At 67.3% G+C, this 26,190-nt stretch carries 24 protein-coding genes; 12 read left to right on the forward strand and 12 right to left on the reverse strand.

Annotated features, from left to right (window positions below):
* The first annotated feature begins 58 nt into the window (after window positions 1-58).
* The 4 genes from proC to NO360_RS15885 all read left to right on the forward strand — a co-directional run bounded on the left by proC (window position 59) and on the right by NO360_RS15885 (window position 4,196).
* Window positions 59-832, forward strand: coding sequence for a pyrroline-5-carboxylate reductase (gene proC / locus NO360_RS15870; RefSeq protein ID WP_256308829.1), 774 nt, complete (start codon window positions 59-61; stop codon window positions 830-832).
* Window positions 829-1,659, forward strand: a complete 831-nt coding sequence (gene proB, locus NO360_RS15875) for a glutamate 5-kinase (RefSeq protein WP_256308830.1) — start codon at window positions 829-831, stop codon at window positions 1,657-1,659. Before proC ends, proB begins: the two co-directional genes overlap by 4 nt.
* Complete coding sequence (locus NO360_RS15880) at window positions 1,656-3,005, forward strand: glutamate-5-semialdehyde dehydrogenase (RefSeq protein ID WP_256308831.1); 1,350 nt, start codon at window positions 1,656-1,658, stop codon at window positions 3,003-3,005. Before proB ends, NO360_RS15880 begins: the two co-directional genes overlap by 4 nt.
* 141 nt (window positions 3,006-3,146) lie before the next feature.
* Window positions 3,147-4,196, forward strand: a complete 1,050-nt coding sequence (locus NO360_RS15885; protein WP_256308832.1) for an ATP-binding protein — start codon at window positions 3,147-3,149, stop codon at window positions 4,194-4,196.
* A 51-nt stretch (window positions 4,197-4,247) separates the two neighbouring features.
* Here NO360_RS15885 and msrA read toward each other — a convergent pair whose 3' ends face one another.
* Both msrA and NO360_RS15895 read right to left on the reverse strand, forming a co-directional pair.
* A complete protein-coding gene (msrA, locus tag NO360_RS15890; RefSeq protein ID WP_256308833.1) occupies window positions 4,248-4,796 on the reverse strand; it encodes a peptide-methionine (S)-S-oxide reductase MsrA in 549 nt (182 codons plus the stop codon).
* Window positions 4,797-5,075: 279 nt separating this feature from the next.
* The gene (locus NO360_RS15895) at window positions 5,076-5,561 is read right to left on the reverse strand and encodes a dihydrofolate reductase (protein WP_256308834.1); all 486 of its coding nucleotides are present in this window, start codon (window positions 5,559-5,561) and stop codon (window positions 5,076-5,078) included.
* 142 nt (window positions 5,562-5,703) lie between these two features.
* Here NO360_RS15895 and NO360_RS15900 point away from each other — a divergent pair, with 142 nt between their 5' ends.
* Together NO360_RS15900 and NO360_RS15905 are read left to right on the forward strand one after the other, a co-directional pair.
* Window positions 5,704-6,033 carry a rhodanese-like domain-containing protein gene (locus tag NO360_RS15900; RefSeq protein ID WP_256308835.1) on the forward strand — a complete coding sequence of 110 codons (330 nt, stop codon included), beginning with the start codon at window positions 5,704-5,706 and terminating at the stop codon, window positions 6,031-6,033.
* A gap of 129 nt (window positions 6,034-6,162) precedes the next feature.
* Entirely contained in the window at window positions 6,163-7,401 is a 1,239-nt protein-coding gene (locus tag NO360_RS15905) for an MFS transporter (RefSeq protein WP_256308836.1), read from the forward strand.
* A 50-nt stretch (window positions 7,402-7,451) separates the two neighbouring features.
* Here NO360_RS15905 and NO360_RS15910 read toward each other — a convergent pair whose 3' ends face one another.
* Entirely contained in the window at window positions 7,452-10,571 is a 3,120-nt protein-coding gene (locus NO360_RS15910; RefSeq protein ID WP_256308837.1) for an FAD-binding and (Fe-S)-binding domain-containing protein, read from the reverse strand.
* A gap of 101 nt (window positions 10,572-10,672) precedes the next feature.
* Window positions 10,673-12,442: an L-lactate permease gene (locus tag NO360_RS15915; protein WP_256308838.1), complete on the reverse strand. Its 1,770-nt coding sequence runs from the start codon at window positions 12,440-12,442 to the stop codon at window positions 10,673-10,675.
* Window positions 12,443-12,806: 364 nt separating this feature from the next.
* On the opposite strand from NO360_RS15915, the gene NO360_RS15920 reads away from it, so the two are divergent.
* Both NO360_RS15920 and NO360_RS15925 read left to right on the forward strand, forming a co-directional pair.
* Window positions 12,807-13,427 carry an HTH domain-containing protein gene (locus NO360_RS15920; protein ID WP_256308839.1) on the forward strand — a complete coding sequence of 207 codons (621 nt, stop codon included), beginning with the start codon at window positions 12,807-12,809 and terminating at the stop codon, window positions 13,425-13,427.
* An 85-nt stretch (window positions 13,428-13,512) separates the two neighbouring features.
* Window positions 13,513-15,399, forward strand: coding sequence for an Nramp family divalent metal transporter (locus tag NO360_RS15925; protein WP_256308840.1), 1,887 nt, complete (start codon window positions 13,513-13,515; stop codon window positions 15,397-15,399).
* 121 nt (window positions 15,400-15,520) lie between these two features.
* Here NO360_RS15925 and NO360_RS15930 read toward each other — a convergent pair whose 3' ends face one another.
* The 5 genes from NO360_RS15930 to NO360_RS15950 all read right to left on the reverse strand — a co-directional run bounded on the left by NO360_RS15930 (window position 15,521) and on the right by NO360_RS15950 (window position 21,560).
* Window positions 15,521-16,645 (reverse strand): MFS transporter, encoded by a 1,125-nt coding sequence (locus NO360_RS15930; protein WP_256309016.1) that lies wholly within the window; start codon window positions 16,643-16,645, stop codon window positions 15,521-15,523.
* Window positions 16,646-16,783: 138 nt separating this feature from the next.
* Window positions 16,784-18,280: a TrkH family potassium uptake protein gene (locus tag NO360_RS15935; RefSeq protein WP_256308841.1), complete on the reverse strand. Its 1,497-nt coding sequence runs from the start codon at window positions 18,278-18,280 to the stop codon at window positions 16,784-16,786.
* Window positions 18,281-18,328: 48 nt separating this feature from the next.
* Complete coding sequence (locus NO360_RS15940) at window positions 18,329-19,126, reverse strand: SDR family oxidoreductase (RefSeq protein WP_256308842.1); 798 nt, start codon at window positions 19,124-19,126, stop codon at window positions 18,329-18,331.
* Between the two features lie 235 nt (window positions 19,127-19,361).
* Window positions 19,362-19,916 (reverse strand): hypothetical protein, encoded by a 555-nt coding sequence (locus NO360_RS15945; RefSeq protein WP_256308843.1) that lies wholly within the window; start codon window positions 19,914-19,916, stop codon window positions 19,362-19,364.
* A 219-nt stretch (window positions 19,917-20,135) separates the two neighbouring features.
* The gene (locus NO360_RS15950; RefSeq protein WP_256308844.1) at window positions 20,136-21,560 is read right to left on the reverse strand and encodes a hypothetical protein; all 1,425 of its coding nucleotides are present in this window, start codon (window positions 21,558-21,560) and stop codon (window positions 20,136-20,138) included.
* Between the two features lie 88 nt (window positions 21,561-21,648).
* Here NO360_RS15950 and NO360_RS15955 point away from each other — a divergent pair, with 88 nt between their 5' ends.
* From NO360_RS15955 to NO360_RS15965, 3 genes are all read left to right on the forward strand, one after another.
* Window positions 21,649-21,975 (forward strand): hypothetical protein, encoded by a 327-nt coding sequence (locus NO360_RS15955; RefSeq protein ID WP_256308845.1) that lies wholly within the window; start codon window positions 21,649-21,651, stop codon window positions 21,973-21,975.
* A gap of 100 nt (window positions 21,976-22,075) precedes the next feature.
* Window positions 22,076-22,504 carry a cupin domain-containing protein gene (locus NO360_RS15960; RefSeq protein ID WP_256308846.1) on the forward strand — a complete coding sequence of 143 codons (429 nt, stop codon included), beginning with the start codon at window positions 22,076-22,078 and terminating at the stop codon, window positions 22,502-22,504.
* Window positions 22,501-22,824 carry a cupin domain-containing protein gene (locus tag NO360_RS15965; RefSeq protein WP_256308847.1) on the forward strand — a complete coding sequence of 108 codons (324 nt, stop codon included), beginning with the start codon at window positions 22,501-22,503 and terminating at the stop codon, window positions 22,822-22,824. The genes NO360_RS15960 and NO360_RS15965 overlap by 4 nt, the downstream gene beginning before the upstream one ends.
* A 91-nt stretch (window positions 22,825-22,915) precedes the next feature.
* On the opposite strand, the gene NO360_RS15970 is transcribed toward NO360_RS15965, so the two are convergent.
* From NO360_RS15970 to NO360_RS15980, 3 genes are all read right to left on the reverse strand, one after another.
* Window positions 22,916-23,128 (reverse strand): hypothetical protein, encoded by a 213-nt coding sequence (locus tag NO360_RS15970; protein ID WP_256308848.1) that lies wholly within the window; start codon window positions 23,126-23,128, stop codon window positions 22,916-22,918.
* Between the two features lie 184 nt (window positions 23,129-23,312).
* Entirely contained in the window at window positions 23,313-24,389 is a 1,077-nt protein-coding gene (gene nirK, locus NO360_RS15975) for a copper-containing nitrite reductase (RefSeq protein ID WP_256308849.1), read from the reverse strand.
* Between the two features lie 231 nt (window positions 24,390-24,620).
* Window positions 24,621-24,887, reverse strand: coding sequence for a DUF2249 domain-containing protein (locus NO360_RS15980; protein ID WP_390282200.1), 267 nt, complete (start codon window positions 24,885-24,887; stop codon window positions 24,621-24,623).
* Between the two features lie 121 nt (window positions 24,888-25,008).
* On the opposite strand from NO360_RS15980, the gene NO360_RS15985 reads away from it, so the two are divergent.
* Window positions 25,009-26,139, forward strand: coding sequence for a TIGR04053 family radical SAM/SPASM domain-containing protein (locus NO360_RS15985; RefSeq protein ID WP_256308850.1), 1,131 nt, complete (start codon window positions 25,009-25,011; stop codon window positions 26,137-26,139).
* The last annotated feature ends 51 nt before the right edge of the window (window positions 26,140-26,190 follow it).

Genomic DNA, 26,190 nt, shown 5'->3' on the forward strand with positions numbered 1-26,190 from the left:
CGATTCCGATCGAAAACCAAAGTTCGTATATCGGCGGCATCTCGTAGAGGGAGACAAGATGATGGACGTGAGCGTAATCGGCTGTGGAAACATGGGCGGAGCCCTGATCACGGGGCTCTCCGATGCGGGCGGCTACCGCATCACGGCCTACGACGTGGACCCCGACGCCTTCGAGTCGATCGAGGCGTACGCCGACCGGACGACGACCGACCTCGACGACGTCCGAGACTCCGAGGTCGTCGTCCTCGCGGTCAAACCGGACATCGTGCCCCTGGTGCTCGAGGACCTCGACCTCCGGGCGGAGCAAACGCTCGTCACGATCGCCGCGGGGGTCTCGACCGACGTCGTCGCGAGCGAGACGGACGCGACGGTCGTTCGGGTGATGCCGAACCTGGCGGCCAGAACCCGTAACATGGCCGCCGCCGTCGCCTGGGAGGCACCCGACGAGAACGTCGAACGGATGCTCGGTGACCTCGGGGAGTTCGTCGTCATCGACGAGAACCTGATGGACGTCGCCACGGCGCTGAACGGTAGCGGCCCCGCCTTCGTGTTCTACCTCGTCGGCGCGATGCAGAAGCGGGCCGTCGAGGAGGGCCTCGACGCCGAGAAAGCGCGCGTCCTCGCGGCCCAGACGTTCAAGGGGGCCGCCGAGACGATCCTCCGGTCCGAGGAGTCCATCGAGGACCTGATCGACGCCGTCTGCTCCCCGGGCGGGACGACGATCGAGGGGATGGACGTGCTGTGGGACAGCGACGTTGAGCAGGAGGTCGGCGACGCCCTGAGCGCCGCGCGGCGACGCTCCGCCGAACTGGCCGAGGAAGCCGAGAAATGAGCGGCGTCGTCGCCGCGGCGGAGGTCGACGAGGCCCGGAAACTGGCCGCGGAGGCCGGACGCGTCGTCGTCAAGGCCGGTACCAACTCGCTCACCGACGAGGAGTCGAACCTCGACGACGACAAGCTCGACAAACTCGTCGACGACGTGGCCGACCTCGTCGAGCGCGACAAGGAGGTCATCCTGGTCTCCTCGGGCGCGATCGGCGCGGGGAAGGGCCGGATCGGGTTCAAGCCCGACGACACCGTCGAGGAGTCCCAGGCGGTCTCGACGATCGGGCAGAGCCACCTGATGCGCCGCTACACCGAGAGCTTCGAGCGCTACGGCCTCACGGTCGCGCAGATCCTCGTGACCGACCACGACCTCGGGGATACCGACCGTTTCACGAACTTCAAGAACACGATCGAGACGCTGCTCGAGTGGGGCGTCGTCCCCATCGTCAACGAGAACGACGCCGTCGCGACCGAGGAGATCCGCATCGGCGACAACGACATGATCTCCTCGTCGATCGCGATCGGCGTCGACGCCGATCTGCTGGTCACGCTCACGGACGTCGGCGGCGTCTACACCGGAAACCCGAAGGAGGACGCCGACGCCGAACTGATCGAGGCGGTCGGCCGGAACTACGACGAGGTCGAGCGGATCATCGACGCGACGGCGAGCGGCTCCTTCGGCGGCATCCGAACGAAAGTGCAGGGCGCCCGACGGGTGAGCGAGCACGGGCGGCCGGCGATCATCGCCCGCTCGACGGAGCCCGACGTCCTCGAGAAGATCGCCACCGAACAGCCCGTCGGAACCATCTTCGTCCCGATCAACGACCACCAATGACCGAAGACACCACGACGGCCGAGAAGTCGGCCGACACGAAAGTGACGGAAGCACAGTCCGCAGCGCTGGCGCTGGCGAACCTCTCGGAATCGGCTAGAAACGAGGCCCTGCACGCCATCGCCGACGGCATCGAGGCGAGGAGTGAAGAGATCCTCGAGGCCAACGCGAAAGACGTCGAGGCGGGCGAAGAGATGCTCGAAGCCGGCGAGTACACGCAGGCGTTCGTCGACCGGCTGAAGCTCTCGGAGTCGAAACTGGAGAGCATCGCAGCGATGGTTCGGAGCGTCGCCGGACAGGAGGACCCCCTCGGCCGGACGCTCGAAGCGCGACGGCTCGACGAGGACCTCGAACTGTACAAAGTCGCGGTGCCGATCGGCGTGCTGGGAACCGTCTTCGAATCCCGGCCGGACGCGCTGGTGCAGATCGCCGCGCTCAGCCTCAAGTCCGGCAACGCCGTCGTCCTCAAGGGCGGCAGCGAGGCGGCGCACTCGAACCGGATCCTCTACGAGGTGATCCGAGAGGCGACAGCGGACGTCCCCGACGGATGGGCACAACTCATCGAGGCCCGCGAGGACGTCGCGACGCTCTTAGAACGGGACGACGCCGTCGACCTCCTCATGCCGCGCGGCAGTTCGGAGTTCGTCAGCTACGTCGAGGACAACACGAAGATCCCGGTGCTCGGCCACACCGAGGGCATCTGCCACGTCTACGCCGACGAGGACGCGGACCTCTCGATGGCCGCCGACGTCGCCTTCGACGCGAAGGTGCAGTACCCCGCCGTCTGCAACGCCGTCGAGACGCTGCTGGTCCACGAGTCGGTCGCCGCGGACCTGCTGCCCGACCTGGCCGCCCGCTACCGCGAGGCGGACGTCGAACTCCGCGGCGACGAGCGCGCTCGCGACATCGTCGAGATGAACGCCGCGAGCGAGGCGGACTGGTCGACCGAGTACGGCGATCTGATCCTCGCGGTGAAGATCGTCGACTCCCTCGAAGACGCCATCGACCACGTCAACACCTACGGCTCGAAGCACACCGAATCGATCGTCACCGAGACCGCCGACCACGCGGAGCGATTTATGCGGCAGATCGACGCCGCGAGCGTGTTCCACAACGCGTCGACGCGCTTCGCCGACGGCTACCGCTTCGGCCTGGGCGCGGAGGTCGGAATCAGCACGGGCAAGACCCACGCCCGCGGTCCGGTCGGGCTAGAGGGCCTGACGACGTACAAGTACCACCTGGAAGGCGACGGCCAACTCGTCGCGACCTACGCCGGCGAGGGCGCGAAACCGTTCCTGCACGAGGACTTCGCGGGCGAGTGGTCGCCCGGACGGCTCTCGACGGAGTGACGGAGTCGCGCCGACCGCATCGGCGGTGATTCGTTCCACTCTCCGACGAACGGCCGCATTTAATCCGTTTTACTCAACGATTGAACGTAATTTTCCGTAGCTTACGAAGAGTATAAACAGATCAACCGTGATCTGCGTCCCGTGGAAGACGCATCGGACGCGGGGACGGACGGAGACCACCCCTACGAACATCTCGTCGAGCACGTCCAGGACGCGGTCGTCGAATTCGAGCTGATCGAGGGGACGCCCGTGGTCCGCGGCGTCAATCGAGCGTTCGTCGACGTCTTCGGGTACGAGGCCGGCACGGTCCGTGGCGAACCGCTCAACGACCTGATCGTCCCCGAGTGGCTCGTCGAGGAGGCGAAACAGCTCGACCAACAGACGGGGACCGGTGCGATCAACTACCAACGCGTGAAGCGGGAGACGGCGACGGGGCTTCGGGAGTTTCTCTACCGGGGCATCCCCTACGAGCGCGAGGATCGGGACGTCGACGGATTCGCCGTCTACACCGACATCACGGACCTCATACGGCAGCAACACCGCCTCCAGGTACTGAACAGAGTGCTGCGACACAACCTCCGGAACGAAGCGAACCTCATCAGCGGTCACACGGCCCGACTCCTCGATCAGTTTCCCGGGGACTCGGGGGACGCTATCGGGGCGGCGGCGACCATCGAACGCGCCGCGGCAGACCTCGAGTCGCTGGCGCGGGAAGCCGGGGAGATCGGCGCGGTCCTCTCGTCGTCGTCGCAGGTCGACGTCGTCGATAGCGTCCCGCTCGTCCACGGCGTCGTCGAAGCGCACAGACGAGAGTCTCCGCGGGCCGAGATACGGGGCGAGTTCCCCGACGAGATGGTGGTTCGGGGCAACGGCCACCTCCGCTCGGCGATCAACAGCCTGGTGGAGAACGCGATCGAACACAATCCCACCGAAGAGCCGTTCGTCCGCGTGTCGATCCGCCCTCTCGACCCCGGATGGGCGGCCATCCGGGTCGACGACGACGGGCCACGGATCCCCGCCGACGAGCGCGACATCCTCACCGGCGACCTGGAGGCAACCCAGACGCAACACGGGAGCGGGCTGGGGCTGTGGTTGGCCAAGTGGACCGCCGAGAGTTACGGCGGTGAGTTGCGGTTCGCGGAGAGCGCCTACGGCGGCAACAGCGTCAGCCTCCGACTGCCGCGGCCCTGACTCCTTCGCAGCCGCGACGGAATCTGATCGGTCGATCCGCTCGCCCGTTCCTCAGTCGGACGTCGTAGACTGCCGATCGGTCAGTTCAGCGAACTTCTCGCGGACTTTCTCGACTTTCGGCCGGGCGTGCATCCGGCAGTACGCGTCCGAGGGATTCTTCTCGAAGTAGTCCTGGTGGTACTCCTCGGCGGGCCAGAACCGCTGCAGTTCCACGATCTCGGTGACGATTTCGTCGTCGTACTCGCCGTCCAGCGCCTCGACGTACGCCTCCGCCTGTCGTTTCTGCTCGTCGTCGTCATACAGTACGATCGAGCGGTACTGCGAGCCGACGTCGGGACCCTGTCTGTTCAACTGCGTCGGGTCGTGCGTCGCGAAGAACACCTCCAGGAGGTCGGGGTAGTCGATCACGGCCGGATCGTACTCGACTTGTACGACCTCCGCGTGACCGGTGGATCCGGAGCAGACCTCTCGGTAGGTCGGGTTTTCCGTGTCGCCGCCGGCGTACCCCGACGTGACCGACTCGACGCCGGCGAGTTCCTTCATCGCCGCCTCGGTACACCAGAAGCACCCGCCGCCGAACGTGGCCGTTTCGGTCGTCATCGGTGACTATTGGGCGTCGAATCGTATGTAGCTGACGCGCCTCCGGAAGGCCAGCGACGCCGACTGCCGCGGTCCACCAGCGGGCGTCGGTTTATATCCCAGGACGGAACCAGGAGGCGTATGGTCTGAGAGCGACCCCACGTCGGGACGCGGTCGTTCGGCACGTCGACGTGGGGGCAAAGACGGGACCCTCCGACCCGTCGTCTGCAGGTGCCGACTGCTCGCCATTTCGACGCTTGGGTCGCGGACGCCACGAACGGCGCGCCAGCGTCTGATCCGTCAGGCCGCCGGCAGGCGGACCCACTCCTCCAGCGTGAACCCCTCCTGCGCTGTGGACGATTCCAGTCGCCACTCTGACTCCTCCCAGGCCGGATAGCGAACGTCGCCCTCGTACTCGCCGGGGACGCGACTCAGCACCATTCGGTCGACGTGGGGCTGGAACAGTTCGTAGATCGCCGAGCCACCGAGAACGTAGGCGACCTCGGCCCCGAGTGACTCCGCGACGGCGACCCCCGCCGCGACGTCGCTCGCGTGGAACGCCGTGTCGACGCCGTACTCCCGCTCGGTCCGGCTCAACACGATCTGGTGGCTGCCGGGAAGGTCGCCCCGCATCGAGTCGAACGTCCGCCGACCGAGGATGACCGGCGCGTCGGCGACCCGGTTCCGGTACTGTCGTTTGTCCGCCGGAATGCTCTCCCAGGGCAGTTCGCCGTCGCGGCCGATGACGCCGTTCTCGGCGACGGCGGCGACTGAAACGAGTTCCATCACGACCTGATACGCGCGGGAGATACAAAACGGGACCGCCAGTAAGTCCGATCGGATTCGGGATAGACGGTCGATCCGAACGGGCGCAGGATCGACGGTCGGTCCGAAATGAGTTAGTGCCGTGAGCCGGTATCCCCCAGGGATGACCGTCGACGAGATCAGTACCGAGGAACTCAAGCGCAAACTGGACGCGAACGAGCCCGTACAGGTGATCGACATCCGCTCGCCTCCGGCGTTCGCGTCCGGCCACGTCCCCGGAGCCGAGAACGTCCCGATGCACGAACTGCCGAGCCGCGTCGACGACGTCGAGTGGGCCGAGGAGGTCGTCGTCGCGTGTCCGATCGGTCAGTCGTCGATCCAGGCCGCCCGGCTCATCGAGAGCTACGAGGGCGTCGGCGAGGGGACGACAGTGAAGAGCATGGCCGGCGGTTATCAGGCGTGGACGTACGACCTCGAAGTCGACGACGAGTGAGGCCGGCGATGCGGTCGCCGAGAGCGAGCGCCAGTGACGATTTCCACGCGACCGATCGCTGAGGACACACGGGTGACGGCGACGGCGGATCGCTGCCTTCTATACCCGGAGCCGACACGTCCCGTACTGATGACAGGTGGACGCGGCGGCGACCAGTCGGGCGGTACCCCGACGGAGGAGTCGAGTGGACGCGACTGGGAAGTCGTCAGCCTCGTCGCGGGAGCGAGTCTGATCTCGACCGGTCTGGCCGCCTACGAGATCGTCCCCGCGAGCGTGACGCCGCTCATCCGCGACTCGCTGGGCGTCGGATCCACGGCCGCGGGGCTCCTCGTCGGCATTATGTTCGGGACGGCCGTCGTCGCGAGCCTCCCCGCGGGAGCGATTCTCGATCGGACGGACACCAGGCGAGTGATGGCGCTCGCCGTGCTCGCGCTGTTCGTCGCCGGGATCTGGGGGTGGATCGCGGGACGGAACGGGGACTACTGGTCGGTGATCGCCTCGCGAGCGGTCGGCGGGGTCGCCTACGTCGTGGTCTGGAACGCCGGCATCGACATCGTCAGCCGGGCCGTGACCGCGGCGAACCGAGCGACGGCAGTCGGAATCTTCACCGCCAGCGGTCCGGTCGGGTTCGCCGTCGGACAGGGAACCGGACCGCTGGTCGCCGCGCGGTTCGGGTGGCCGGCGATATTCCTCGCGTTCACCGGCGTCCCGCTCTTGGGACTCCTGCTCTTTCTGCCGGCGAGCCGGGGGCTGGGCGGAGCCCGCGGCGACGCGCCCTCGCTGGCCGAGTTCGGGACCGTCCTCGGGAACAGCACCGTCTGGCTCGCGGGAACGCTCGGGTTCCTCAGCTACGCGCTGTATCTGTTCATCAACAGTTGGGGGTCGACGTACCTCACCCAGGAGATGGGGCTCTCGCTGGCACTGAGCGGCGTTCTCGTCGCGGTGTTCCCGGCCGTCGGCGTCGTCTCGCGGATCAGCAGCGGCCTCCTCTCGGACCGCGTCTTCGACGGTCGTCGGCAACCCGTCCTGCTCGGGTCCTTTCTCGTCGCTGCACCGCTGATGCTGGTGTTCACGCGATTCGGATCGATCCCGCTGCTCGTCGGAGTGTTGCTTCTCTCGGGGTTCGCGATCCAACTCACGCTCGGGCTCTCGTTCACGTACGTGCGAGAGGTGGTCGAGTCCCACGTCGCGGCCACGGCCGTGGCGTTTCAGACCAGCGTCGGCCTCGCGGGGGCGTTCCTGTCGCCGATCGCCGGCGGGGCGGTCGTCGACGCCGCCGGCTTCGACGTCGCGTTCCTCCTCGTCGGAGCGCTCGCCGTCGGCGGAGTGATACTGGCGTGGCGCGCTCCCGAGCCGACGGCCCGTTGACGGGGGCCGATGGAACGGGTGAGAGTGGATACCCAGAATCCGGGCCGGTTTCAGACGATCGCGTCCGCCAGCATCTCGACCGGATGCGGCGGTTCTTCTTCCCCGTCCCGGTCGCCGAGTTGCGCCCGGCAGGACGCACCGGGTGCGGTGAGGGTTTCCCCGTTCGAGGCATCGATCTGATCGTACAGGGTGCTCGCGACGGCTTTCGACATCGAATAGTGTTCGGCCTCGTAGCCGAAGGACCCGGCCATCCCACAGCAGCTCGAATCGAGCGCGTCGACGTCGTATCCCGCCCGCCGCAGGACGCCGACCGCGTGGTGGTCCTTCTTCGTCGACTTCTGGTGACAGTGGCCGTGGTAGGTCAGCGCTGTCGACGGCGCTCCAGCGGTCACCCCGTCGCGCTCCAGCAGGCGGAAGGTGTCGAAGTACTCCATCACGCCGTAGGTGTTGCCGGCCACCCGCTCGGCATCCTCGCCCGACAGCAGGTCCAGGTAGTCGTGCTGGAACATCACCGCATCGGAGGGTTCGACGACGACGACGTCCCACTCGCCGCCGACGAGCGGCGCGAGGGCGTCGACGTTCTGACGCGCCTTTTCACGCGCCATATCGACGAACCCCTTCGAGTGCGGTGGTCGCCCGGAACCGGTGACGTCGTCGGGAATCTCCACGTGCACGTTCGCCGCCTCCAGCGCTCGGACGGCAGCCTTTCCGGCCTCAGGATGGTTGTAGTTCGTGTACGTGTCGGGGAAGAGGTAGACCTTCGAGTCCGCTGCCGATTCGCTCACGGTCGCCCCGCCGCGCGAATCGAACCAGTCGACGAAGGAGACGCGGTGGAACCGCGGCAACTCCCGCTCGCTGGAGATACCGAGAGCCTTCTCCATCGCGAGACGGGCACCGGGCAGCTCCGGAAGGAGGTTCGAGAGCGGCGCGAAGGCGCTCCCGACCTTCGAGAGGGCACCCACGTTGGCGAAGACCTTGTCGCGGAGGCTCGACCCGTTCCGCTGGTGGTACTCGTGGGTCACTTCGGCCTTCATCTTCGCCATATCGACGCCGCTGGGACAGTCCTTCAGGCAACCCTTACAGCCGATACAGAGATCCAGAACTTCCTCAACGAACTCGTCTTCGAACTGTTCGCCGTCGGAAATCTCGCCGCTCATCGCCTGTCGGAGCATGTTCGCCCGGCCGCGCGTCGACTGGATCTCCTCTTCGGCGGCCCGATAGGTCGGACACATCACGCCGCCGGTCGTCTCCTGCGGGCCGCGACAGCCGGCACAGCCGTGACAGAGCTCCGCCATCCCCTGAAAGCCGTTCTCGTTGTCCCACTCCATCGCCGGGTCGAAGTCGGCGTCGAACTCGTAGTCGGGGGAGAACCGGAGATCCTCGGTCATCTCGTGCGTCGCGGTCGCGGCCGCGTCGTCGGGTCGCACTTCGTCGGGCGCGTAGCCGCAGACGTTGCCGGGGTTGAGCAGCCAATCGGGATCGAACGCGGTTTTCAGCCGTCGGAACTCGGCCCAGAGTTCGTCGCCGCAGAGCTTCCGGTTCCACTGCGTCCGCGCGCGACCGTCGCCGTGTTCACCCGAGACCGATCCGCCGTACTTCACCACGAGATCGGTCACTGCGTCGGCGATGGCCTCGAAGGTCTCGACGCCCTCGGCCGTCTTCGTGTTCACGAGCGGGCGGATGTGGAGGACGCCGGGGCCGGCGTGGGCGTAGTAGGAGGCGAACGTGTCGTGGTCGTCCAGAATCTCCTGGAAGTCCGAGACGTACGCCGGAAGGTTCTCCGCCGGGATCGCCGTGTCCTCGATGTAGGCGATGTGCTTCTCGTCGGTGGTCCGCGACAGGAGGATCGGGAGCCCCGACTTGCGCATCTTCCAGAACTTCGCGCGCGTCTCCGCGTCGTGAGCCTCCATCGCGTCGACCGCGGTCCGCGCCGTGTCCGTCGTCACCGCGCCCTCGCCGGGCGAGCGGTCAGTCGACGCGTCGGGCACTCGGTCGTCGACGAGCTCAGCCACCTGCTGGCGGCCGTGCTCGTCGTCCTCGGCGTAGAACTCCACCAGCAGCACAGAGTCCGTTCCAGAGGGCAGCGTCTCGACGACGTCGGCGAACTCCGGCGTCTCGCGGGCGAGATCCAACAGCACGTCGTCCATCACCTCCACGGCCGCGGGGTCGTGTTCGAGAATCGGAGCGACGTCCTCCATCGCGTCGAGGACGTCGTCGTAGGTGAGAAGCGCCACCGAGGCGGTGTTCGGGATCGGCTCCAGCGACACCGTCGCTTCGGTGACGATGCCGAGCGTCCCCTCCGATCCGGCGAGGAGTCGCGCGAGGTTGACCGTCTCCGGTTCGCTCTCGGGGTCGACCCCGGAGTCGTCCGGGAGTCGGCGCTCGCCGCGCATCTCGTCGACGAGCATATCGAGGTTGTACCCCGAGACGTTCCGTTTCAGATCGGGGTACATTTCGGCGATTTCATCGGCCTCCTCGTCGAGAGTGCGAGAGACAGCCGCGTAGATCCGCTCTTCGAGCGTCCCCTCCGGATCTCCCTCCTCGCGGAGGGTGTCGACGGCGACCTCCCCGAAGGTCGTCACGGTCCCGTCGGAGAGGACCACCTCCACGGATTCCAGGTAGTAATCCGTCTTGCCGTAGCGCAGCGAGTGCGCGCCCGTGGAGTTGTTGCCGATCGCCCCGCCGAGTGCCGATTTGTCCCCCCACGCCGGATCGGGCGCGAACTTCAGGTCGTGGCGTTCCAGGGCCGCGTTCAGGTCGCCGAGTCGGATGCCGGCCTGCGCCGTCGCGGTCCCGGCGTCGGGATCGACTTCGAGCAGTGACCCCAGCCCCGGCATCAGGTCGAGGACGACGGCTTCGTTCACCGTCTGTCCGGCCAGGCTGGTGCCGCCGCCGCGGGGGAGCACCGGAATCCCCTCGGCGGCGCAGTACTCCATCGTGTTCGCGACGTCCGCGGTCGACGTCGGCATCACGACCCCGATCGGCGTCCGCTCGTACGCCGAGGCGTCGGTGGCGTACAGCTGTCGGGAGTACGTGTCGAACCGGACGTCGCCGTCGACGACGGATTCGAGGTCCGCGACCAGGTCCGGGCGCTCGACGTCGTCACTGACGTAGTCGTAGTTCCCCGTCGTGGCGGGATCAGTACCATCTGCGCGCGAATTCGAAGCCATATTGTGTGTCTCTCGTTTGGGCGGGGAACCGCGTCGACCGCGGTCACACCTGAAGCCGGAAGCAGTTGGTCGTGAGGCGGTACGGCTGGGGATCGCCCCGATCAGAAGACCCCCGGGAACAGCACGTAGCTGAACAGCAGCGTCAGGAGCCCGGTCGCCGTCCCGTAGTACAGCAGCGGGATCAGTTCGAGGCGGATGACGCGACCCTCCTCGCCGACGAGGCCGACGACCGCGAGCGCGGCGACGACGTTGTGAACGGCGATGAGGTTGCCGATCGCGCCGCCGACCGCCTGGGCGCCGAGCATCAGCGTGTGTGAGGTGCCGATCTGGTCGGCGACGCCGTACTGGAAGGTTCCGAACAGGATGTCAGAGACCGTGTTCGATCCGGCGAGGAACGCACCGAACGCGCCGACGAAGGCGGCGAAGAAGGGGTAGACGCCGCCCGCGACGCCGGCCATCCCTTCGGAGAGGACGATGAGCATACTGTCGGTTCCGGTCGCTGATCCCGACTGAAGCATTATCTGGACCGTCGCGACGGCGAATAGCAGTGCGACGACCGCCGGGGCGACCTTTTCGATCGTCTCCGCCCAGGCGGCCTTGATCTCCGTCCCGTCCATCCCGTGGAGGGGGATGGTGACGAGGTGAACGGCGACGAACACCGCGCCCGGCAGGTACAGCAGAGCGAAGTCGTTCGTGAGTCCCGTGCCGAGGATCGTCTCCTGGACGAACGGCAGGGCCGCGAGGTCGCTCCAGGCCAGCGTGAATACGTCCATCGTGACGAACGACTGAACGGGGTCGATGACGCGGGTGACGACGAGCAGGAGCGCGACTAGCGCGTACGGCGTCCAGGCCTTCCAGAGCGCCATTCCACCCGTGGGGACGCTCGACTGAACCGTACCGCCGTCGGCGGCGACGGCGACGTCGTCGCTGGTCGACTCGCCGGGCTGGATCTCGCCGATCCAGTGGTCGGGCCACGCTTCCTGGGGCTCGAAGTCCCACTCCTCGTCGGGGTGGAAAAAGCCGGCCTTGAGCGCACTGACCGTAACGAGCAGGCCGATCATCGACCCGAGAAGACCGGGGAACTCCGGCCCGAGGAAGTACGCGGTCAGGAAGTACGGCACCGAGAACGAGGCCCACGCGAACAACGTAAGCGGCAGCACTTCGAGCGCGGGGCGAATCGACCGCTCCTCGCCGAAGAAGCGGGTCATCATCGCGACGCCGATGAAGGGGAGCGCGATGCCCACGATCACGTGGTAACTCGCGGCCCACAGCGCGATGTCGGCCACCCAGGTCGCGATGTCGGGGTAGGTCCCGCTGCCCACGACGTCGGCGGTGATCGTCTCGACGCTCTCGAAGATGTCGATCATCCCGATGATGAGCGGGGTCCCGACCGCGCCGAACGTGATCGCCATCAAGTTGCCCGTGAGCGCGACGACGACGGCCGCGAGCGGCGGGAAGCCGAGTCCCACCAGAAGCGGTCCGACGATGGCCGCGGGGGTCCCGAAGCCGGCGGCGGCTTCGATGAACGATCCCATCAGGAACACGAGAAGCACGACCTGCACGCGGCGGTCCTCGCTGACGGAGGCGAAGCCGGCGTTGATCGCGTCGAACGCGCCCGTCTGCTTGAGCGTGTACAGCAGCAGGATCGCGCCGAAGACGATGTAGAGGATGTTGGCCGCGGTGATGAAGCCGTTTATCGTCGCGGCGGCGATCCACGTTCCGTTCATTCCCCACCCGACGACGCCGGCCGCGACCGCGACGACCCACGCCACCGGCATCGTTCGCGTCGCGGGCCAGTAGAAGCCGACCATCAGCACCGCGATAGTCAGGAGCGGCAGCAGCGCGACGAGCGTGTCCACCGCGCTAACCATGCCGTTCAACTCCGTGATCTATGCCAGTCGATTCCGTTCCAGGTCCGTTCCTGTTTCCGTGCATCGTGAGCTATTCGACCCAACTATTGTTATATATAGTTATCGTTCATCGCGGATCCGGCCGGTGCCACCGGCTTTCCGAACGCCCGGTCCACGACGCCACTACAGTCGTGTAATGAGGGCATAAATCGGAGTATTACGCCCCAAATCCCGTATTTTGGGTGTATTATGGTCGTCTCCAGTATCGGCGTCGACGACCTGTCGAGAGTACCAGTAAACACGTGTGAAAAGGATGTGTGCACGTGTGTCGTGGCGTTTCTCACGAGTGTAAAGGCTTATACTCTCGTGTGAAGAGGGAATACCTGTGACCGACGACGCTCGCGCGCGCTCCAGGAACGAGCACGGCCAGTACGTCGACCGGATCCCGCTCGATCGGGTGATAGCGGTGTTCGAGGAGCGTGAGGACCAAGCGCGGCCGCTGACTGCCTCTGACGTGATGGAGGCGCTCGACTGCTCTCGGCGGACCGCTCACAACAAACTCAACGAACTCGAAGAGCGGGGCGACCTGAAGACCCGGAAGGTCGGGGCGCGCTCGCGGGTGTTTTGGACGCCGATTCCGAGCGAGTCGGCGACGGCGAAAGCCGACGCCAAGAACCGAGAACCCACCGCGTCCGCGGCTGAGACCGACGATGACGCCGTCGACGAGCGTCCGGCCGTCTCCGAGGCGATCGCCGACGCCGACCTCCCCGGGAGCGGGCCGATGCTCGACGCGCGACGGGAGGCGCTGTCGGCGGCCTACGAGTACCTCGCGGAGCATCCGGAGGCGAAAAAGGCCGACTTCCTGCGGGACGTCTACCACGAGTATCCGGCGGGCTTCGAGTCGGCCGAGGGATGGTGGAACGCCATCCAACCGGCGCTGAAGCAACTGCCGGGGGTCAACCCGCCCAAGGAGCGGGGACACATTTGGCACTTCCTGGGCGGGTAGTTTCCGAATTCCGACGGCGTTCGTCGCCCGGCCGTGAGCCACGGCATTTATCATATCCTGCATCGGAGTATGGTCCGACACAGCGATGGATTCCGACTCGACCGACGACGGCCGGTCCTCCGCTCCGTCAGGAGGCGATCCGTCTCGGTGGGGCGGCCCCGACGCCGACGCACCCGCTGCCGCTGACGACGAGAGAGCGGCAGAGGAGAGTTCGGAACCGGGCGATCCCGATTCGGGGGACCGTCACGCCGGCCCCTCCGGCGGCGACGACGTGTACGCCCCGGAAGTGGAGGGACGACAGTACCGCGGGACGTGGTATCTCCCCCTGCGCTACGACGAACTCAAACGGGCCGGCGACACCGACGAGCACCCCGACCGGGGAACGGGCGGCGCGTTTCGGCTCACCGACCTGCCCCGGGTCCCGCGCGTCGGCCACATCGTCGGTCCGTCGGCGATCATGCTCGGGGCGTCGCTCGGGAGCGGCGAGACGCTCTTCTGGCCGGTTCTGACCTCGCAGTACGGGTGGACGCTCCTCTGGGCGTTCGCCGTCGGAGTGCTGACCCAGTTCGTCATCAACACCGAACTCCAGCGGTGGACGCTGGCGACGGGTGAGAGCGTCTTTCGCGCGTTCGCTCGCGTGGCAGACTACTGGCCGTGGCTGTTCCTCGCCGGCGGGCTGATCAGCCTCGGCTGGCCCGGGTGGGCGGCCGGCGCGGCGCGGGTCGGGACGACGGCCCTCGGGATCGGCGGAGCCGTCGACCTCCTCGGGGTCACGCTGGCGACGTGGAAACTCGTCGCGGTCGGCCTGATGGTCCTGATCTGGCTCTCCTATCAGGTGTCGTCAGTGATGTACACCGCCGTCGAGGTGTTCCAGATCGGCCTGCTGTTCGTCTCGATCGTCGCCGCCGTGCTGTTGGTCGGCGTGTCGGGCTCGTGGATCGAGTTCGCCGACCTCCCCGCAGCGGGGGCCGCCGTCGGGACGCTCCCGTCTGACCTCGGCATCGCCGTGTTCCTGGGCGGACTCGCGTTCGCCGGCGCGGGCGGGTACCTGAACCTCTCACAGAGCCTCTGGGCCCGCGAGAAGGGCTACGGGATGGGGAACTACCAGGGGCGCGTGAAGAACCCGTTCCACGACGAGGACCCGGAACCGATCGAGCGCGACGGCTTCAGCTTTCCGCCGACGCCGACGAACCTGAAGCGGTGGCGGGAATGGTGGCGGGTCGTCCAGCTCGAACACCTGCTGACGTTCGTCGTCGGGCTGTTCGTGGTCGCGCCGGCGCTGATGAGCGTCGCCATCCGCTACGCCCCGGGGACCACCTCTGACGCCCTCGAGATGTGGCTCACGGACGTCGCACCCGCACTGGGCCCGATCGGGACCGTGCTCGTCTTCCTGGTGCTCTTCGTCGCGCTGTTCACCACCGAGTACGCGATCGTCGAGTCCTTCGTCCGCAACAGCGTCGACGCGATCTACGAGGCGTACGGTCGCGAGGCCGGCTGGGACCTGGAGACGCTCTTCTGGCGCGTTCTGACGGGGTTTTGCCTGTGGGGTATCGTCATCATCCTCGTCTTCACCTCGCCGTTCGAGGGTCGGGAACCGTTCTTCTTCCTCGTCGTCGGCGCGGCGATGTCGGGTGTGATGATGTGGCCATACACCGCGCTCGTTCTCGTGATGAACACGACTCGACTGCCAGAGCACCTCCAGCCGGGGTGGGCGCGAATCGCCGCGCTGTGGTGGGCGTCGGGCTTCTACGGTTACTTCAGCGTCCTCCTCGTCGCCGACACGCTCGTCGAGTTCGGGCTGCCGGCCTTCGGTGCCGCACCGCTGGTCGCGGGCAGTGAGGTCGGCGGCTACGCCCTCTGGGCCGTCTTCTTCGTCGTCCAGTCCTACGCCGTCGCGGTCTCCGCAGGCGCAAAGCGAAACGCCGCGGGAACAGTCGAAAACGCCGAGTTGGCGGCCGGGCGCTTCTCGTAACCGGAAACGGACGGGAGCGGCTCGATTCGGCGAGGAGAGTGCGTTAGTCGATGCTGGTGAGGGTGGGATCCAACTGTCGGAGAGCTCTGCCGCAAGAGGCACTCGATCGGTTCGGGAACGGTCACCCGGTGCGGAACAAGAGCGCGGCCGCGACCAGCAGACAGACGACGAATCCGCCGAAGGCGGCGTCGTAACTCACGTACGTCGCGACGATGCCGACGTAGGCGGGACCGACCGCGTTCGCGCTGAGAAAGAGCGCTCTCGCGGCCCCGAGGTCTGCGCCCATCCCGCCCGACGGCGCCCCGTCGAGAATGATCGCGTCAGAGAGGGGAAACCCGGTCTTGTAGCCGAGCGCGAGGAGTCCGACTGCCAGCCAGATGGCGACGTTCGAGCCGGCGAAGACCAGTGCGACCAGCGCGGTCGCTGCGACGAGGAGTCCGGTGACGGCGATGGCACGCCTGGAGAACCGATCGCCGAGCGTGCCCGCGACGGGTTTGACGGCGAACCCCACGGCGAACACGATGGCGAACGTCAGCCCGGCGAGGCTCTCGGAGAACCCCTTCGTCTGGGCCAGATACGCCGGCGCGAAGTTGATGAACCCGCCGACCATGAAGTAAAACAGGGAGAACGCGAGGAGCGTCTCGCGCTGCCGGGAACTCTGAACCAGCCGCCCGACGGTGCTCCGGAGTTCGAGCGAGGTACTGCCGACCCGGTACCCCTCGCGAGTCTGGGAGGCGTAGACGAGGGTGATGACGGCGAGCGCGAGGGCGACGGGGAAGAAGGGCGTCCGCCAGGTCGCGTACGTCAGCGCCAGCACAGCGATGCCCGAGGAGAGGAGGCCGCCGAGGTCCGTCCCGGCGGCGTAGATCCCGAGTGCTCGGCCGCGTTTCGCCGTGAACAGGTCCGAGAGCAACGCTCGCGAGGGAATCGCGAACAGCCCCTTCCCGACGCCGACGACGGTCGCCGCGACGAGGAACGTCGCCAGTCCGGTCGACAGCCCGAACAGCGTGAAGCCGACCGCGAGAACGACCAGACCGGGGACGATCAGCGTCGTCCGGTTCCAGCGGTCCGAGTACTCGCCGCCCGGATACTGGACGAGCGCGTAGGCGCCGCCGAAGATCGAGAGGGCGATGCCCGCGGTCGCCTCGGTGATTCCGAGATCGGTGATGATCGTCGGCAAGAGCGGCGAGAGCAGGAACCGACCGGTCTGCAGGAGCGCCCAGCCCAGCGAGACGGTCACGAGCATCCGTCGCGCGTAGCCCGTCGCCTCCGTCGTCGAGTCGGTCACGACTCCCGGTCGGAGACGAACGGTAACGTGATTTCCGATTCCCGTCTCCCGATTTCTCGCTCCCGACCGGCCGCCGAAGCCGCCGACCCGACGGCTCTACGATCGCCAGAACGACGGGGTCAACAGCACGAGGACGGGAATGATCTCGATCCGGCCGATCCACATCAAAAGCGTCATCGTGACCTTCGTCGTCGCCGGGAACGACTCGTAACTCGCGAGCGGGCCGGCGATCCCGAAGGCGGGGCCGACGTTGAAGAACGTCGCCGCGACGGCGCTCATCGCCTCGAATTCGGTGACGGCGACCTGGACGCGGGAGGCGTCGATCACGACGAAGACGGTCCCGAGGATGAAGAACACGAGGCTGACGAGGGTGTACGCGTAGATATCTCGGACCGTCTGCTCGTCGACGACGTTGCCGCTGAGCCGGACCGGACGGATCGCGCTGGGCGTCGTCGCCACGAACAGGTCCCGGCGGAACGCCTTGATCACGACCAGCCAGCGGAGCGCCTTGATCGAACAGGTCGTACTGCCGGCCATCCCGCCGATGAACATCCCGACGAAGAGCAGGTGTTTCGCCGCCGGCGACCAGAGGTCGAAGTCGATGCTCGCATAGCCCGTCGTCGTGACGATCGAGACCACCTGAAACAGCGCGTGACGGACCGTCTCCTCGGCTGTCAGGTCCGGTACTGGGTCCGTGAAGAGGACCGCGGCGACGGCCGCCGTGAACACGCCGAGGATCCCGAAATAAAACCGGAACTCGTCGCTCTTTCGGAGGCGGGCGAAATCCCCCTGGAGGACGAAATACAGGAGCACGAAACTCGTCGCGCCGAGGGCCATAAACGGCACGACGGCCCACTGGACCGCGGGAGAGAACGCCGCGATGCTGTCTCCGCGCGGCGAGAATCCGCTCGTCGAAACCGCGGTGAACGCGTGGGCGACGGCGTCGAAGAGGGTCATCTCGGGAGCGAGCCCCACGACCTGGAGCAGCGTGAGGACGGCGATCATCAGGGCCGTCAACCCCACGTAGAGCTTCCACAGGAGCGCGGCCGTCTCCGAGATCCGGGGCGTGAGTTTGTTGACATCCTGCGTCTGCGTTTCGGTCTCCATCAGTTGCGCGCCACCGACGGACAGCTGTGAGAGCAGCGCCGTCGCCAGCACCAGGATCCCGAGGCCACCGAGCCACTGGAGCGTCGAGCGCCACAGGTGGATCGCTCGGGAGTGCCGCTCGAAGTCGACGACGACGGTCGCTCCGGTGGTCGTGATCCCGCTCATACTCTCGAAGAGCGCGTTGACCGGGGTCGCGAGCGTGCCCTTCCCGGCCAAGAGGAAGGGAACGGTCCCCACGAGCGCGATGCTCAACCACGTGAGCGCGACCATCAGGAACGCCTCTCTGGCCTGCAGGTCGCGAGTCTCCGGGAGGCGTTCGAGGCCGGCGCCCACGAGCAGCGTTCCCACCATCGGAACCAGAAACGGGACGATCGGCGTGCCGTCGTAGAGCGCCAGCGAAAACGGGAGCGTCAGCGGCACCCACAGCCACTTGAGGATCGTCCCGACGAGACCGACGCTGACCCGCCAGTCGACGCGGAGCGTCACCGCGACGACCCCCGTCGACGGCTCATCGCAGGGGTACCCGTCGGCCGGTCATAGGTTCGACGCGCTGGCTCCCCCGTCGATCGGGAGTGCGACCCCGGAGATGAAGGACGAGACCGGAGACGAGAGGAACGCCACCGTCCGTCCCAACTCCATCGGATCGCCGAGGCGACCGACGGGAATCTCTCCGGCCCAGTCGTCGAGGCCCGCCTCGTAGGAGTCGTAGTCACCGGTTCGGACACCTTCCTCGACCAATTCCTCGACGCGCGGAGTCTCGTGTGTGCCCGGGAGCACGGCGTTCGCTCTGACATCGGGAGCGAGCTCCGTCGAGAGCGTCTTCTCTAGGCCCACGACGCCCGCCCGCACCGAGTTCGAGAGCACGAGGTCCTCGACCGCCTCTTTGACGCTTATCGAGGCGATCGTCACGATCGTTCCGCCGACCCCCATCCGGAGGTGCGGTTCGGCGGCCCTGACGGTCCGCACGACGCTCATCACGAGGAGGTCGAACGCGGCGTCCCACTCCTCGTCGGTCGTCTCGACGAACGGCTTCGCGGGCGGGCCGCCCGCGGACGTGACGAGATGGTCGAGACCGCCGAAAGCCTCGACACAGCGCTCGACGAGCGCGTCCGGCGCGTCGGGATCGGTCAGGTCCGCAGCGTGTCCGATCACGGTCGCGTCGGCCGCGGCGTCCGAGCGGACGTCGTCGACCGCCGCCGCAAGGCGCCCCTCGTCGCGGCCGTTCAGCACCACGTTCGCACCCTCGGCGGCGAGCGCCCGCGCGGAGGCCTTTCCGAGACCGCTGCTCGAGGCGGTCACGAGCGCGGCGTCGCCGGCGAGTTGCAGGTCCATACGGACACCTGTGAGGGCGGGGACTAAAACGTTGACAGAGTCGGACCCTCTAGTCCGGCCTACAGCGGGAGCGGGCCCATCAGTGGCACGCGAATGGTATCACCGGATTCCCGGTACTCGGGGGTATCGAGCGGGCGCTGGTCGTCGGTTCGAAGCCGACGACAGCGAGGTCGCCCTGGCCCTTTCGAAGTCGGCCGCGAGCGTGATCGCCCGCCGTCCGAAAAAGACCTGAGCGTTACCCGGCAACCCCCGCTATCGCGACGGCCTCGCGATAGCACGCCGCAGCCAAGAGCAGATATCCGCCGCCCAGAAGCGCCCACTCGCGTCGCGTCAACGACCAGTCCCGCGGCGATCGGACGCGCTCGAACGGTTCCTTCCACCGCGGCCCGGACGCCTGGTGCCAAAGCATAATCCCGCGGGTCGCGACCACGATCGCGACCATCGCCGTGATCTCCATCGGGCCGCTGCGTTCGACGAGGACGGAGAGCGACGGCACGATACGGTCCCCGCTCCCGATGGCGAGCGACCCGGTTCCCCAGACAGCGCCGTACCGAGGCGCCTGGACGACCTCGACCACGTATCCCAGCGGGGAGTTCACCGACCGGAAGGTGTTCGCGTCGACGGCGATCGCGGAGACGGCGACGTTCCACCCGAAGAGGGTCAGAAACTCCAGCGGAACGCTCCCCGCGTACTCCGCGGTGGCCGCTGGGTTTCCGCCCCGCAACAGCCCTCGGGGCAAGAAGTTGTAGCTCAGCACCCACGCGACCGTGAACACCGTCGCAACGACCACTCACAGCGAGACGAACCGAACGAAGACGTTCTCGTGGTTGACGTCGGTCCCGACCGACGACAGCATACGTGGAGACTCCGTCGGCAGCCGCATCAGTATGCTGGTGCGGAACACACCGGGTCGAGCAGACGACAACGGTCGCTCGGGGGGTCGACCAGGGTCAGCCGACACACTCCGAGCGGTCGTGGCGCTCGGATCGCTGAAGAAAGCCGGTTCGGGTCAGTCGAATTCCTCCGGCGGAGACCCGGCCGGCGAATCACCGGTCCGCGAATCGCCTGCCACGGGATCGCGGGCGCTTCCGTCTCCAGCGGTGCCGATCGAAAACAGCGATCGATCGCCGTGTCGTCGAACCGTCATCGCGAGGTTAACCGCGAGGACCGCGACGCCAGCGACGGAGGCGGCCCCGCCGAGGACCAGCAACGTCGAGTCCGAGCCGACAGTCGGGGCCCCGATTCGAAGCACCTGCGCCGACTCGCTACCGACGAGGAGCGCGGCCCCGATACCCATCGCCGCGAAGTCGATCCGCGCCAGGCGGTCGTCGTAGAGGTCGTCGATCATCGGGACCGCTTCGAGGCCGAGACGGTCGCTGTAGCGGTGGACCCACACGATGAACGGAACGACGTGATAGAGGGTCCCGGCCACGACGAACCCGACGGCTCCCAACAGCAGGAGATGCGTCCCCGCCGGCGACCCGAACGTCGCGGTCGGGTCGAGGGGCGACGAGAGCCAGACGGGAAGCGTCACGAGCGCCCAGCCCACCATCGCGCCGGCGGCGACGGCGTATCGGCGGAGCATCGGGTTCCAGGCCACCGCGGTCTCGACGAGTCGGCGTCCCAGGATGAGTCCCATCGCACCGACTCCGGCGAGTACGAGGAGCCCACCGATTCGGGCGACGGTCGGGTCGGCGAAGAGCCGTCCGCCGGCCAGCGCCACGACGCCGAACGGGTACCCGAGTTCCTCGATCCGTCGGAGGTGTATGTCGACGCCGTGGAGTTCCGTCTGCGTGAACATCGTTCCGAGTTGGTACAGCGCGCCGAATACCGTGGTCAACACGGCGCCGAAGACCGCCAGCGTCGCGTGCGAACTCCGGAGCGCGCTCCGAGTGAGGGGACTCTCGACGAACAGGGGACGGGCGTAGCCGACCGCCAGCAGGAGACCGAAGAACGTCACGAGGAGGAAGAAGCCGAGCGCGACCGCGAAGTGGCGCTCGGTCACGTCCCAGGGGCGAACGCCGAGGAGGGTCCGGCCCACGTTGTAGACGAAGACCCAGAACCCGGCCAGAATCAGGACGCCGAACGCCGGCAGCACCCCGTAGAAGCCGCCGAGGAGGCAGAGTACGAACCCCGCGAGGCCGCCAGTCACGGTCCACAGCTGGATGGTAGACAGCCGACGCGAGTGCAGCGCCGTCCCGGACCACACCGGAACGAACTGCGTCATCGCGCCCATAATCGTGATACAGACCCACCCAACCAGGAGCAGGTGGACGTGTGCGAGCCCCGTCGCTCCCGGGAGTACGCCCAGCGGGGAGAGCGTGCCGAGGAGCGTTCCGGCGAGGAGGAACGCCAGCCCCACCAGGAAATGACGCAACGGGATCGCCATCGGCGGTTGCGCGTCCGTCTCGATGTCGGCCGGGATGGCGCTCATACGTGCGTGTTGCGGTCGGATCACCCTGTTCGTACACGCGAATATGTTCGCCTAAAGGGGGAGGCGGGCGGACGGCCACGATCAGACGATGGCCGACGCCGACTCGCCGCACGGACGGGAGGCGACGCCACGGGAACTCGCCGAGCGAGCGTGCGACCACGACGCCGTGACCGACGCGTTCGTCGCGAAGAGTTTCACTGACCTGCTCGTGGTCGTCGACCTGGCACCCGACGAGCGCACCGTCCCGGCGGAGTTGGTCGATCTGTTCGAGTCCCACGGGTGCCTCGGGGCGAACGAGGTGTACGACCGCGAGAGCGAAGACCGGTCCTCGGCCGGCGGCTACGATGGGGGCGATCGGCACCAGTTCGTAGACACCGAGACGCGGGGAGAACACCAGTCGTACGTCGTGGAGTGAGTGGTCCCCCACGCGACGGAAACCGAGTCGACGACGCCCGCGAACTCCGCGAACATATTCGTGCCAACGGGCAACAGTGCGGAGGGCGACCGTCCGTACGATGCCACGACTCGACATCGACGAGGCGCGGGCCTACGACGGAGACGCGTTTTCGGCGAACGGCGTGTTCCGAACCGCGCGCACGAAAGTCGTCTACGCCTGCTTCGAACCCGGACAGTTCATTCCGGTGCACGCGCCCGACAGCGACGTCGTCGTCGACGTCCGATCGGGGCGCGGCCTGGTTCGAGCGGACGAGAGCGACCACCGAGTCGGACCGGGAGACGCCGTCGCCGTCGAGGCCGGGACGGAACGCGGGATTCTGGCCGACTGCGGAGAGCGTCTGGAAGCCCTCCTGGTGACCGCTCCGCCGCCGACCGACGCCGAACACGATCCGGTGCGGCGCGGCCTCCGAAACGACGAGTTCGAACCGCCCGTGTCGGGCGGGAAGCCCGACGAAGCTTCGGCCGACGGCGCGGAGGGATCTCGATGACAGAGATCACGGCCCTCGCGGACCTAGACGGGGAACCGCACGCGAACGTCTTCCCTGGAACCGAGCCGAAGACCGTTCGGTTGTCGCTCGCGGCGGGCGAGCGCGTTGCCGCCCACTCCCACCCGGGCCGCGACGTCGTCCTCCACCTCCTCGACGGCGCGATCGAACTCGATCTCGACGACGAGACGCACGCCCTCGAGGCAAACGACGTCGCGCGATTCGACGGCGAGCGGGAGATCTCTCCGGTCGCGACGGAGCCGAGTACCGCGCTGATCGTTCTGGCGCCCCGATCCACGGGAACGGGGGCCGATACGGGATAGCGTCCACCGCTCCGGCGGGGCGTACCGGCGTTGTCTCGCTGGTCGAAACCAGCGTCGATCGGTCGATACGCTACCGGCGTTGGTCGGTCCGTTACCGGCGTCGGTCGGTCGCCGTGTCCGGGATTCTGATCCGTGTCAACCCGATCAGTAGTTCGCCGGTCATCTGCGCAAAGGCCGCGACGACCGCGAGGGCGAACACGGCGACGGCAGCGGTGACGAGCGGTTCGCTGGCGAGCACTTCGCCGAAGAGCGCGGCCACGATCGAGACGATCTGTATTCCGAACAGGCGGTTCAGTCGGTTCATATTCGTATCGAGAGTTGCGTCTCGACGGTAATAGGGCGTGCGCGAGACGTGTCGGCAGGGGCCCCGGTACCGTGAGATACGGTGGCCTGGAGTACGGTACCGTATCGAAAACGCAGTCGAGGAACGACTCGGTTCCGGGCAGAACTGCAAGGACTCACTCACCACCGAACGGGAAGCGCGTCCGTCACTGGGGATCGGGATCGAAGATCTCGGGGCGCTCCTCGCCCTCGGCGCGGACGACGGCCATACACCCCTTGCGGGCGACCCGCGACAGGGAGTGGTCGACGAGCTTGAAGTCGCCGGGAACCGGGGAGTTCATCGTCGCAATGGTCGTACTCCCCGGCGGGACCTCCCGGGTCTGGATGTGCGTCTGGGGGGCCGTGCTGAGCGATCCGTCGGGGTACAGCTCCTCCCAGACGCTCCCGATCGGGTGGAAGCTACTCGCGAGGTTCGGGCCGCCGTCGACGAAGAACACTCTGACGGTCTCGTCGGTGCCGGCGGTCACCGCCGGGCCGCGGCCGGCGGGCGTCCACGCGTACTTCTCGCCGTTCATCAGCACGTACGTCGGCTCCTCGTTCCGCATCGACCCCATATCGAACTCGTGGTGGCCCTCGTCGCCGGCCGATTTGTTGGTGTAGAGTTCGTGCTGGCCGAGATATATCTCGTGGTCCACCTCGGGCATCCCCTCGGGCGGCTCGACGAGGATGATGCCGAACATCCCCGCGCTGATGTGCATATCCAGATTGGCCACGGCGCAGTGGTAGATGTACGCGCCGGGGTAGGTGGCCTGGAACCGAAGTTCCGCCGACTCCCCGGGGGCCGTCGTCGTCGCCTCCGCGCCGCCGCCCGGACCGGCGACCGCGTGGAAGTCGACGTTGTGCGGGAGGGAGTTCGACTCGGCGTTCTCGAACGTCAGGTTCACCGTGTCGCCCTGCCGCACGCGGATGAACGGCCCGGGAACCTGGCCGTCGTAGGTCATATACGTGAAGGTGACGCCCTCTTCGACCTCCGCGACGACCTCCTCCGAACGGAGCGTCACGTCCACCTCCGCGGGCGAGTCCCGATCGATGGGGTCGGGAACGTTCGTCGGGTCCCTGGCGATCCGGTCGGTATCGACAGGCTGCGGGGTTGTCGTTTGGGCGGGCGCGTCCGTCGCCTTCGATCCGTCAGCCGTCGGTGCGCTGCTCGCACAACCGGCGAGCGATGCCGCGCCGCCGAGGCCGAGCGCCTGAAGCGTCCGTCGTCGAGTAGTGGCTAACATCTGCCTTCATCCTCCAGTTGGACGAAGGCACCCGTGTCGGGTATAAGCGGCAGACGGTTACTTCATCGGTGTACACCGGACGAACATATTCCCAGGCGTGCGTTAAATGAATCCGACGCGCGGTGGACGGATGGTACCGACACCGAAAATCCGAGAGGAGTCCGCTTCCGGGAGCCGCCGCTCGCGGAACTCGTCGTGAGCTGCACCGAATTCGAGTCCTCGGAGCGACGACTACGATGACGGTCGCCACATTGCGGTGACGACGCCGTCGTCGGTTTCGACGGTTTCGTAGACGATCCCCTGATCGTCGAGCTTCGGGAAGAGGAACTGCGGGACGCGATCGTTGAGTTGGACGAAGACGGTCGACTCGTCGAGGTCGGCGAGGCGGTTCATCGTCTCCTGCAGTGGCTCCGGCGGCGGGAGTTCGCGCGCGTCCAGGAAGTCGACGGCCCGATCGGACGACACGTCGACGTCCGCCAGGTAGGCTTCGGGATCCATACTCGGGGAGACGGGAGCGAACAGCACGTAATCGACGCCGAATATGTTCTGTCGCGAGGGGCGTCGTCGGGCGAACCTGTTCGGCGTAGCATCCTGGGAGAAGGCAGCGTAATCCGGACGTATGAGCACTCCACCACACCGCACCGGATCGACGAACGCTGCGCCGGACCCGCGCTCGATAGACACCGACGACCGGCCGTTCGTCCTCGTCTGGGAGGTCACGCAGGCGTGCGACCTCGCCTGCGACCACTGCCGCGCGGACGCCCAGCCCGCTCGGCATCCGAGGGAACTGACCACGACGGAGGGAAAGCGGCTGCTCGACCAGGCGCGGGAGTTCGGCGGGGGGCAACTCGTGGTCCTCTCCGGCGGCGACCCGCTGGCGCGGCCGGATCTGCTCGAACTCGTCGAGTACGGCACGGAGATCGGGCTCCGAATGACGCTGACGCCGAGCGGGACGTCGTCGCTCACGCCCGCCGTCGTCGAGGACCTCGCGGACGCGGGGATCAGACGGATGGCGCTGAGCCTCGACGGCGCGTCGGCGGAGACCCACGACGACTTCCGGGGCGAATCGGGGAGCTTCCAGCAGACGGTCGAGGCCGCGAAGGCAGCGCGAGCGGTCGGGCTTCCGCTACAGATCAACACGACCGTCTGCGCGTCGACCGCCGGAGAACTACCGGCCCTGCGGGATCGCGTCTCCGACCTGGATGCGGTCCTCTGGTCCGTGTTCTTCCTCGTTCCCGTCGGTCGGGGTCGGCTGCTGGATCCGGTGTCGTCGGAGCGCGCCGAGGAGATACTCGCGTGGCTCTCGGAGGTGACCGAGGAGTCAGACTTCGGCGTGAAGACGACCGAAGCACCGCACTACCGGCGCGTCGCGATCCAGCGGCGGCGTGACGCGAGCGAGGCCCCGGCGGCGGACGACATCGGTCGTCGCCTCGGCATCACCGCCGGCGACGGCTTCGCGTTCGTGAGCCACACCGGAGAGCTGTATCCCTCGGGGTTCCTCCCGGCGTCGGCGGGATCGGTCCGCGATGGGACCCTGACCGAACGCTACCGCGACAGCGACCTCTTCCGATCGCTCCGGGACCCGGACGCACTGGGCGGGAAGTGCGGAGCGTGTGAGTTCCGGCACGTCTGCGGCGGCAGTCGGTCCCGGGCCTACGCGCACACTGGGGATCCGACGGCGAGCGATCCGCTGTGTGCGTACGTTCCGGAGGGATACGAGGGTCCGATGCCGCCCGGCCGGGCGGACTGAGGATATCTCCGCCTCTGGGGGCTCGGTTGCGTCGTGCCCGAAGTGAGTCGC

Source organism: Halobellus litoreus, assembly GCF_024464595.1.
Taxonomy (GTDB): Archaea; Halobacteriota; Halobacteria; order Halobacteriales; family Haloferacaceae; genus Haloquadratum; species Haloquadratum litoreum.

What these genes read in the sequence shown, in the direction of transcription:
- NO360_RS15905 (WP_256308836.1), top strand. Translation starts at nt 6,163, where the DNA reads ATGACAGGTGGACGCGGCGGCGACCAGTCGGGCGGTACCCCGACGGAG.
- proC (WP_256308829.1), top strand. Translation starts at nt 59, where the DNA reads ATGATGGACGTGAGCGTAATCGGCTGTGGAAACATGGGCGGAGCCCTG.
- NO360_RS15910 (WP_256308837.1), bottom strand. Translation starts at nt 10,571, where the DNA reads ATGGCTTCGAATTCGCGCGCAGATGGTACTGATCCCGCCACGACGGGG.
- NO360_RS15880 (WP_256308831.1), top strand. Translation starts at nt 1,656, where the DNA reads ATGACCGAAGACACCACGACGGCCGAGAAGTCGGCCGACACGAAAGTG.
- proB (WP_256308830.1), top strand. Translation starts at nt 829, where the DNA reads ATGAGCGGCGTCGTCGCCGCGGCGGAGGTCGACGAGGCCCGGAAACTG.
- NO360_RS15985 (WP_256308850.1), top strand. Translation starts at nt 25,009, where the DNA reads ATGAGCACTCCACCACACCGCACCGGATCGACGAACGCTGCGCCGGAC.
- NO360_RS15930 (WP_256309016.1), bottom strand. Translation starts at nt 16,645, where the DNA reads ATGCTCGTGACCGTCTCGCTGGGCTGGGCGCTCCTGCAGACCGGTCGG.
- NO360_RS15915 (WP_256308838.1), bottom strand. Translation starts at nt 12,442, where the DNA reads ATGGTTAGCGCGGTGGACACGCTCGTCGCGCTGCTGCCGCTCCTGACT.
- NO360_RS15970 (WP_256308848.1), bottom strand. Translation starts at nt 23,128, where the DNA reads ATGAACCGACTGAACCGCCTGTTCGGAATACAGATCGTCTCGATCGTG.
- NO360_RS15895 (WP_256308834.1), bottom strand. Translation starts at nt 5,561, where the DNA reads ATGGAACTCGTTTCAGTCGCCGCCGTCGCCGAGAACGGCGTCATCGGC.
- NO360_RS15955 (WP_256308845.1), top strand. Translation starts at nt 21,649, where the DNA reads ATGGCCGACGCCGACTCGCCGCACGGACGGGAGGCGACGCCACGGGAA.
- NO360_RS15900 (WP_256308835.1), top strand. Translation starts at nt 5,704, where the DNA reads ATGACCGTCGACGAGATCAGTACCGAGGAACTCAAGCGCAAACTGGAC.
- NO360_RS15950 (WP_256308844.1), bottom strand. Translation starts at nt 21,560, where the DNA reads ATGAGCGCCATCCCGGCCGACATCGAGACGGACGCGCAACCGCCGATG.
- NO360_RS15965 (WP_256308847.1), top strand. Translation starts at nt 22,501, where the DNA reads ATGACAGAGATCACGGCCCTCGCGGACCTAGACGGGGAACCGCACGCG.
- msrA (WP_256308833.1), bottom strand. Translation starts at nt 4,796, where the DNA reads ATGACGACCGAAACGGCCACGTTCGGCGGCGGGTGCTTCTGGTGTACC.
- NO360_RS15925 (WP_256308840.1), top strand. Translation starts at nt 13,513, where the DNA reads ATGGATTCCGACTCGACCGACGACGGCCGGTCCTCCGCTCCGTCAGGA.
- nirK (WP_256308849.1), bottom strand. Translation starts at nt 24,389, where the DNA reads ATGTTAGCCACTACTCGACGACGGACGCTTCAGGCGCTCGGCCTCGGC.
- NO360_RS15940 (WP_256308842.1), bottom strand. Translation starts at nt 19,126, where the DNA reads ATGGACCTGCAACTCGCCGGCGACGCCGCGCTCGTGACCGCCTCGAGC.
- NO360_RS15960 (WP_256308846.1), top strand. Translation starts at nt 22,076, where the DNA reads ATGCCACGACTCGACATCGACGAGGCGCGGGCCTACGACGGAGACGCG.
- NO360_RS15980 (WP_390282200.1), bottom strand. Translation starts at nt 24,887, where the DNA reads ATGGATCCCGAAGCCTACCTGGCGGACGTCGACGTGTCGTCCGATCGG.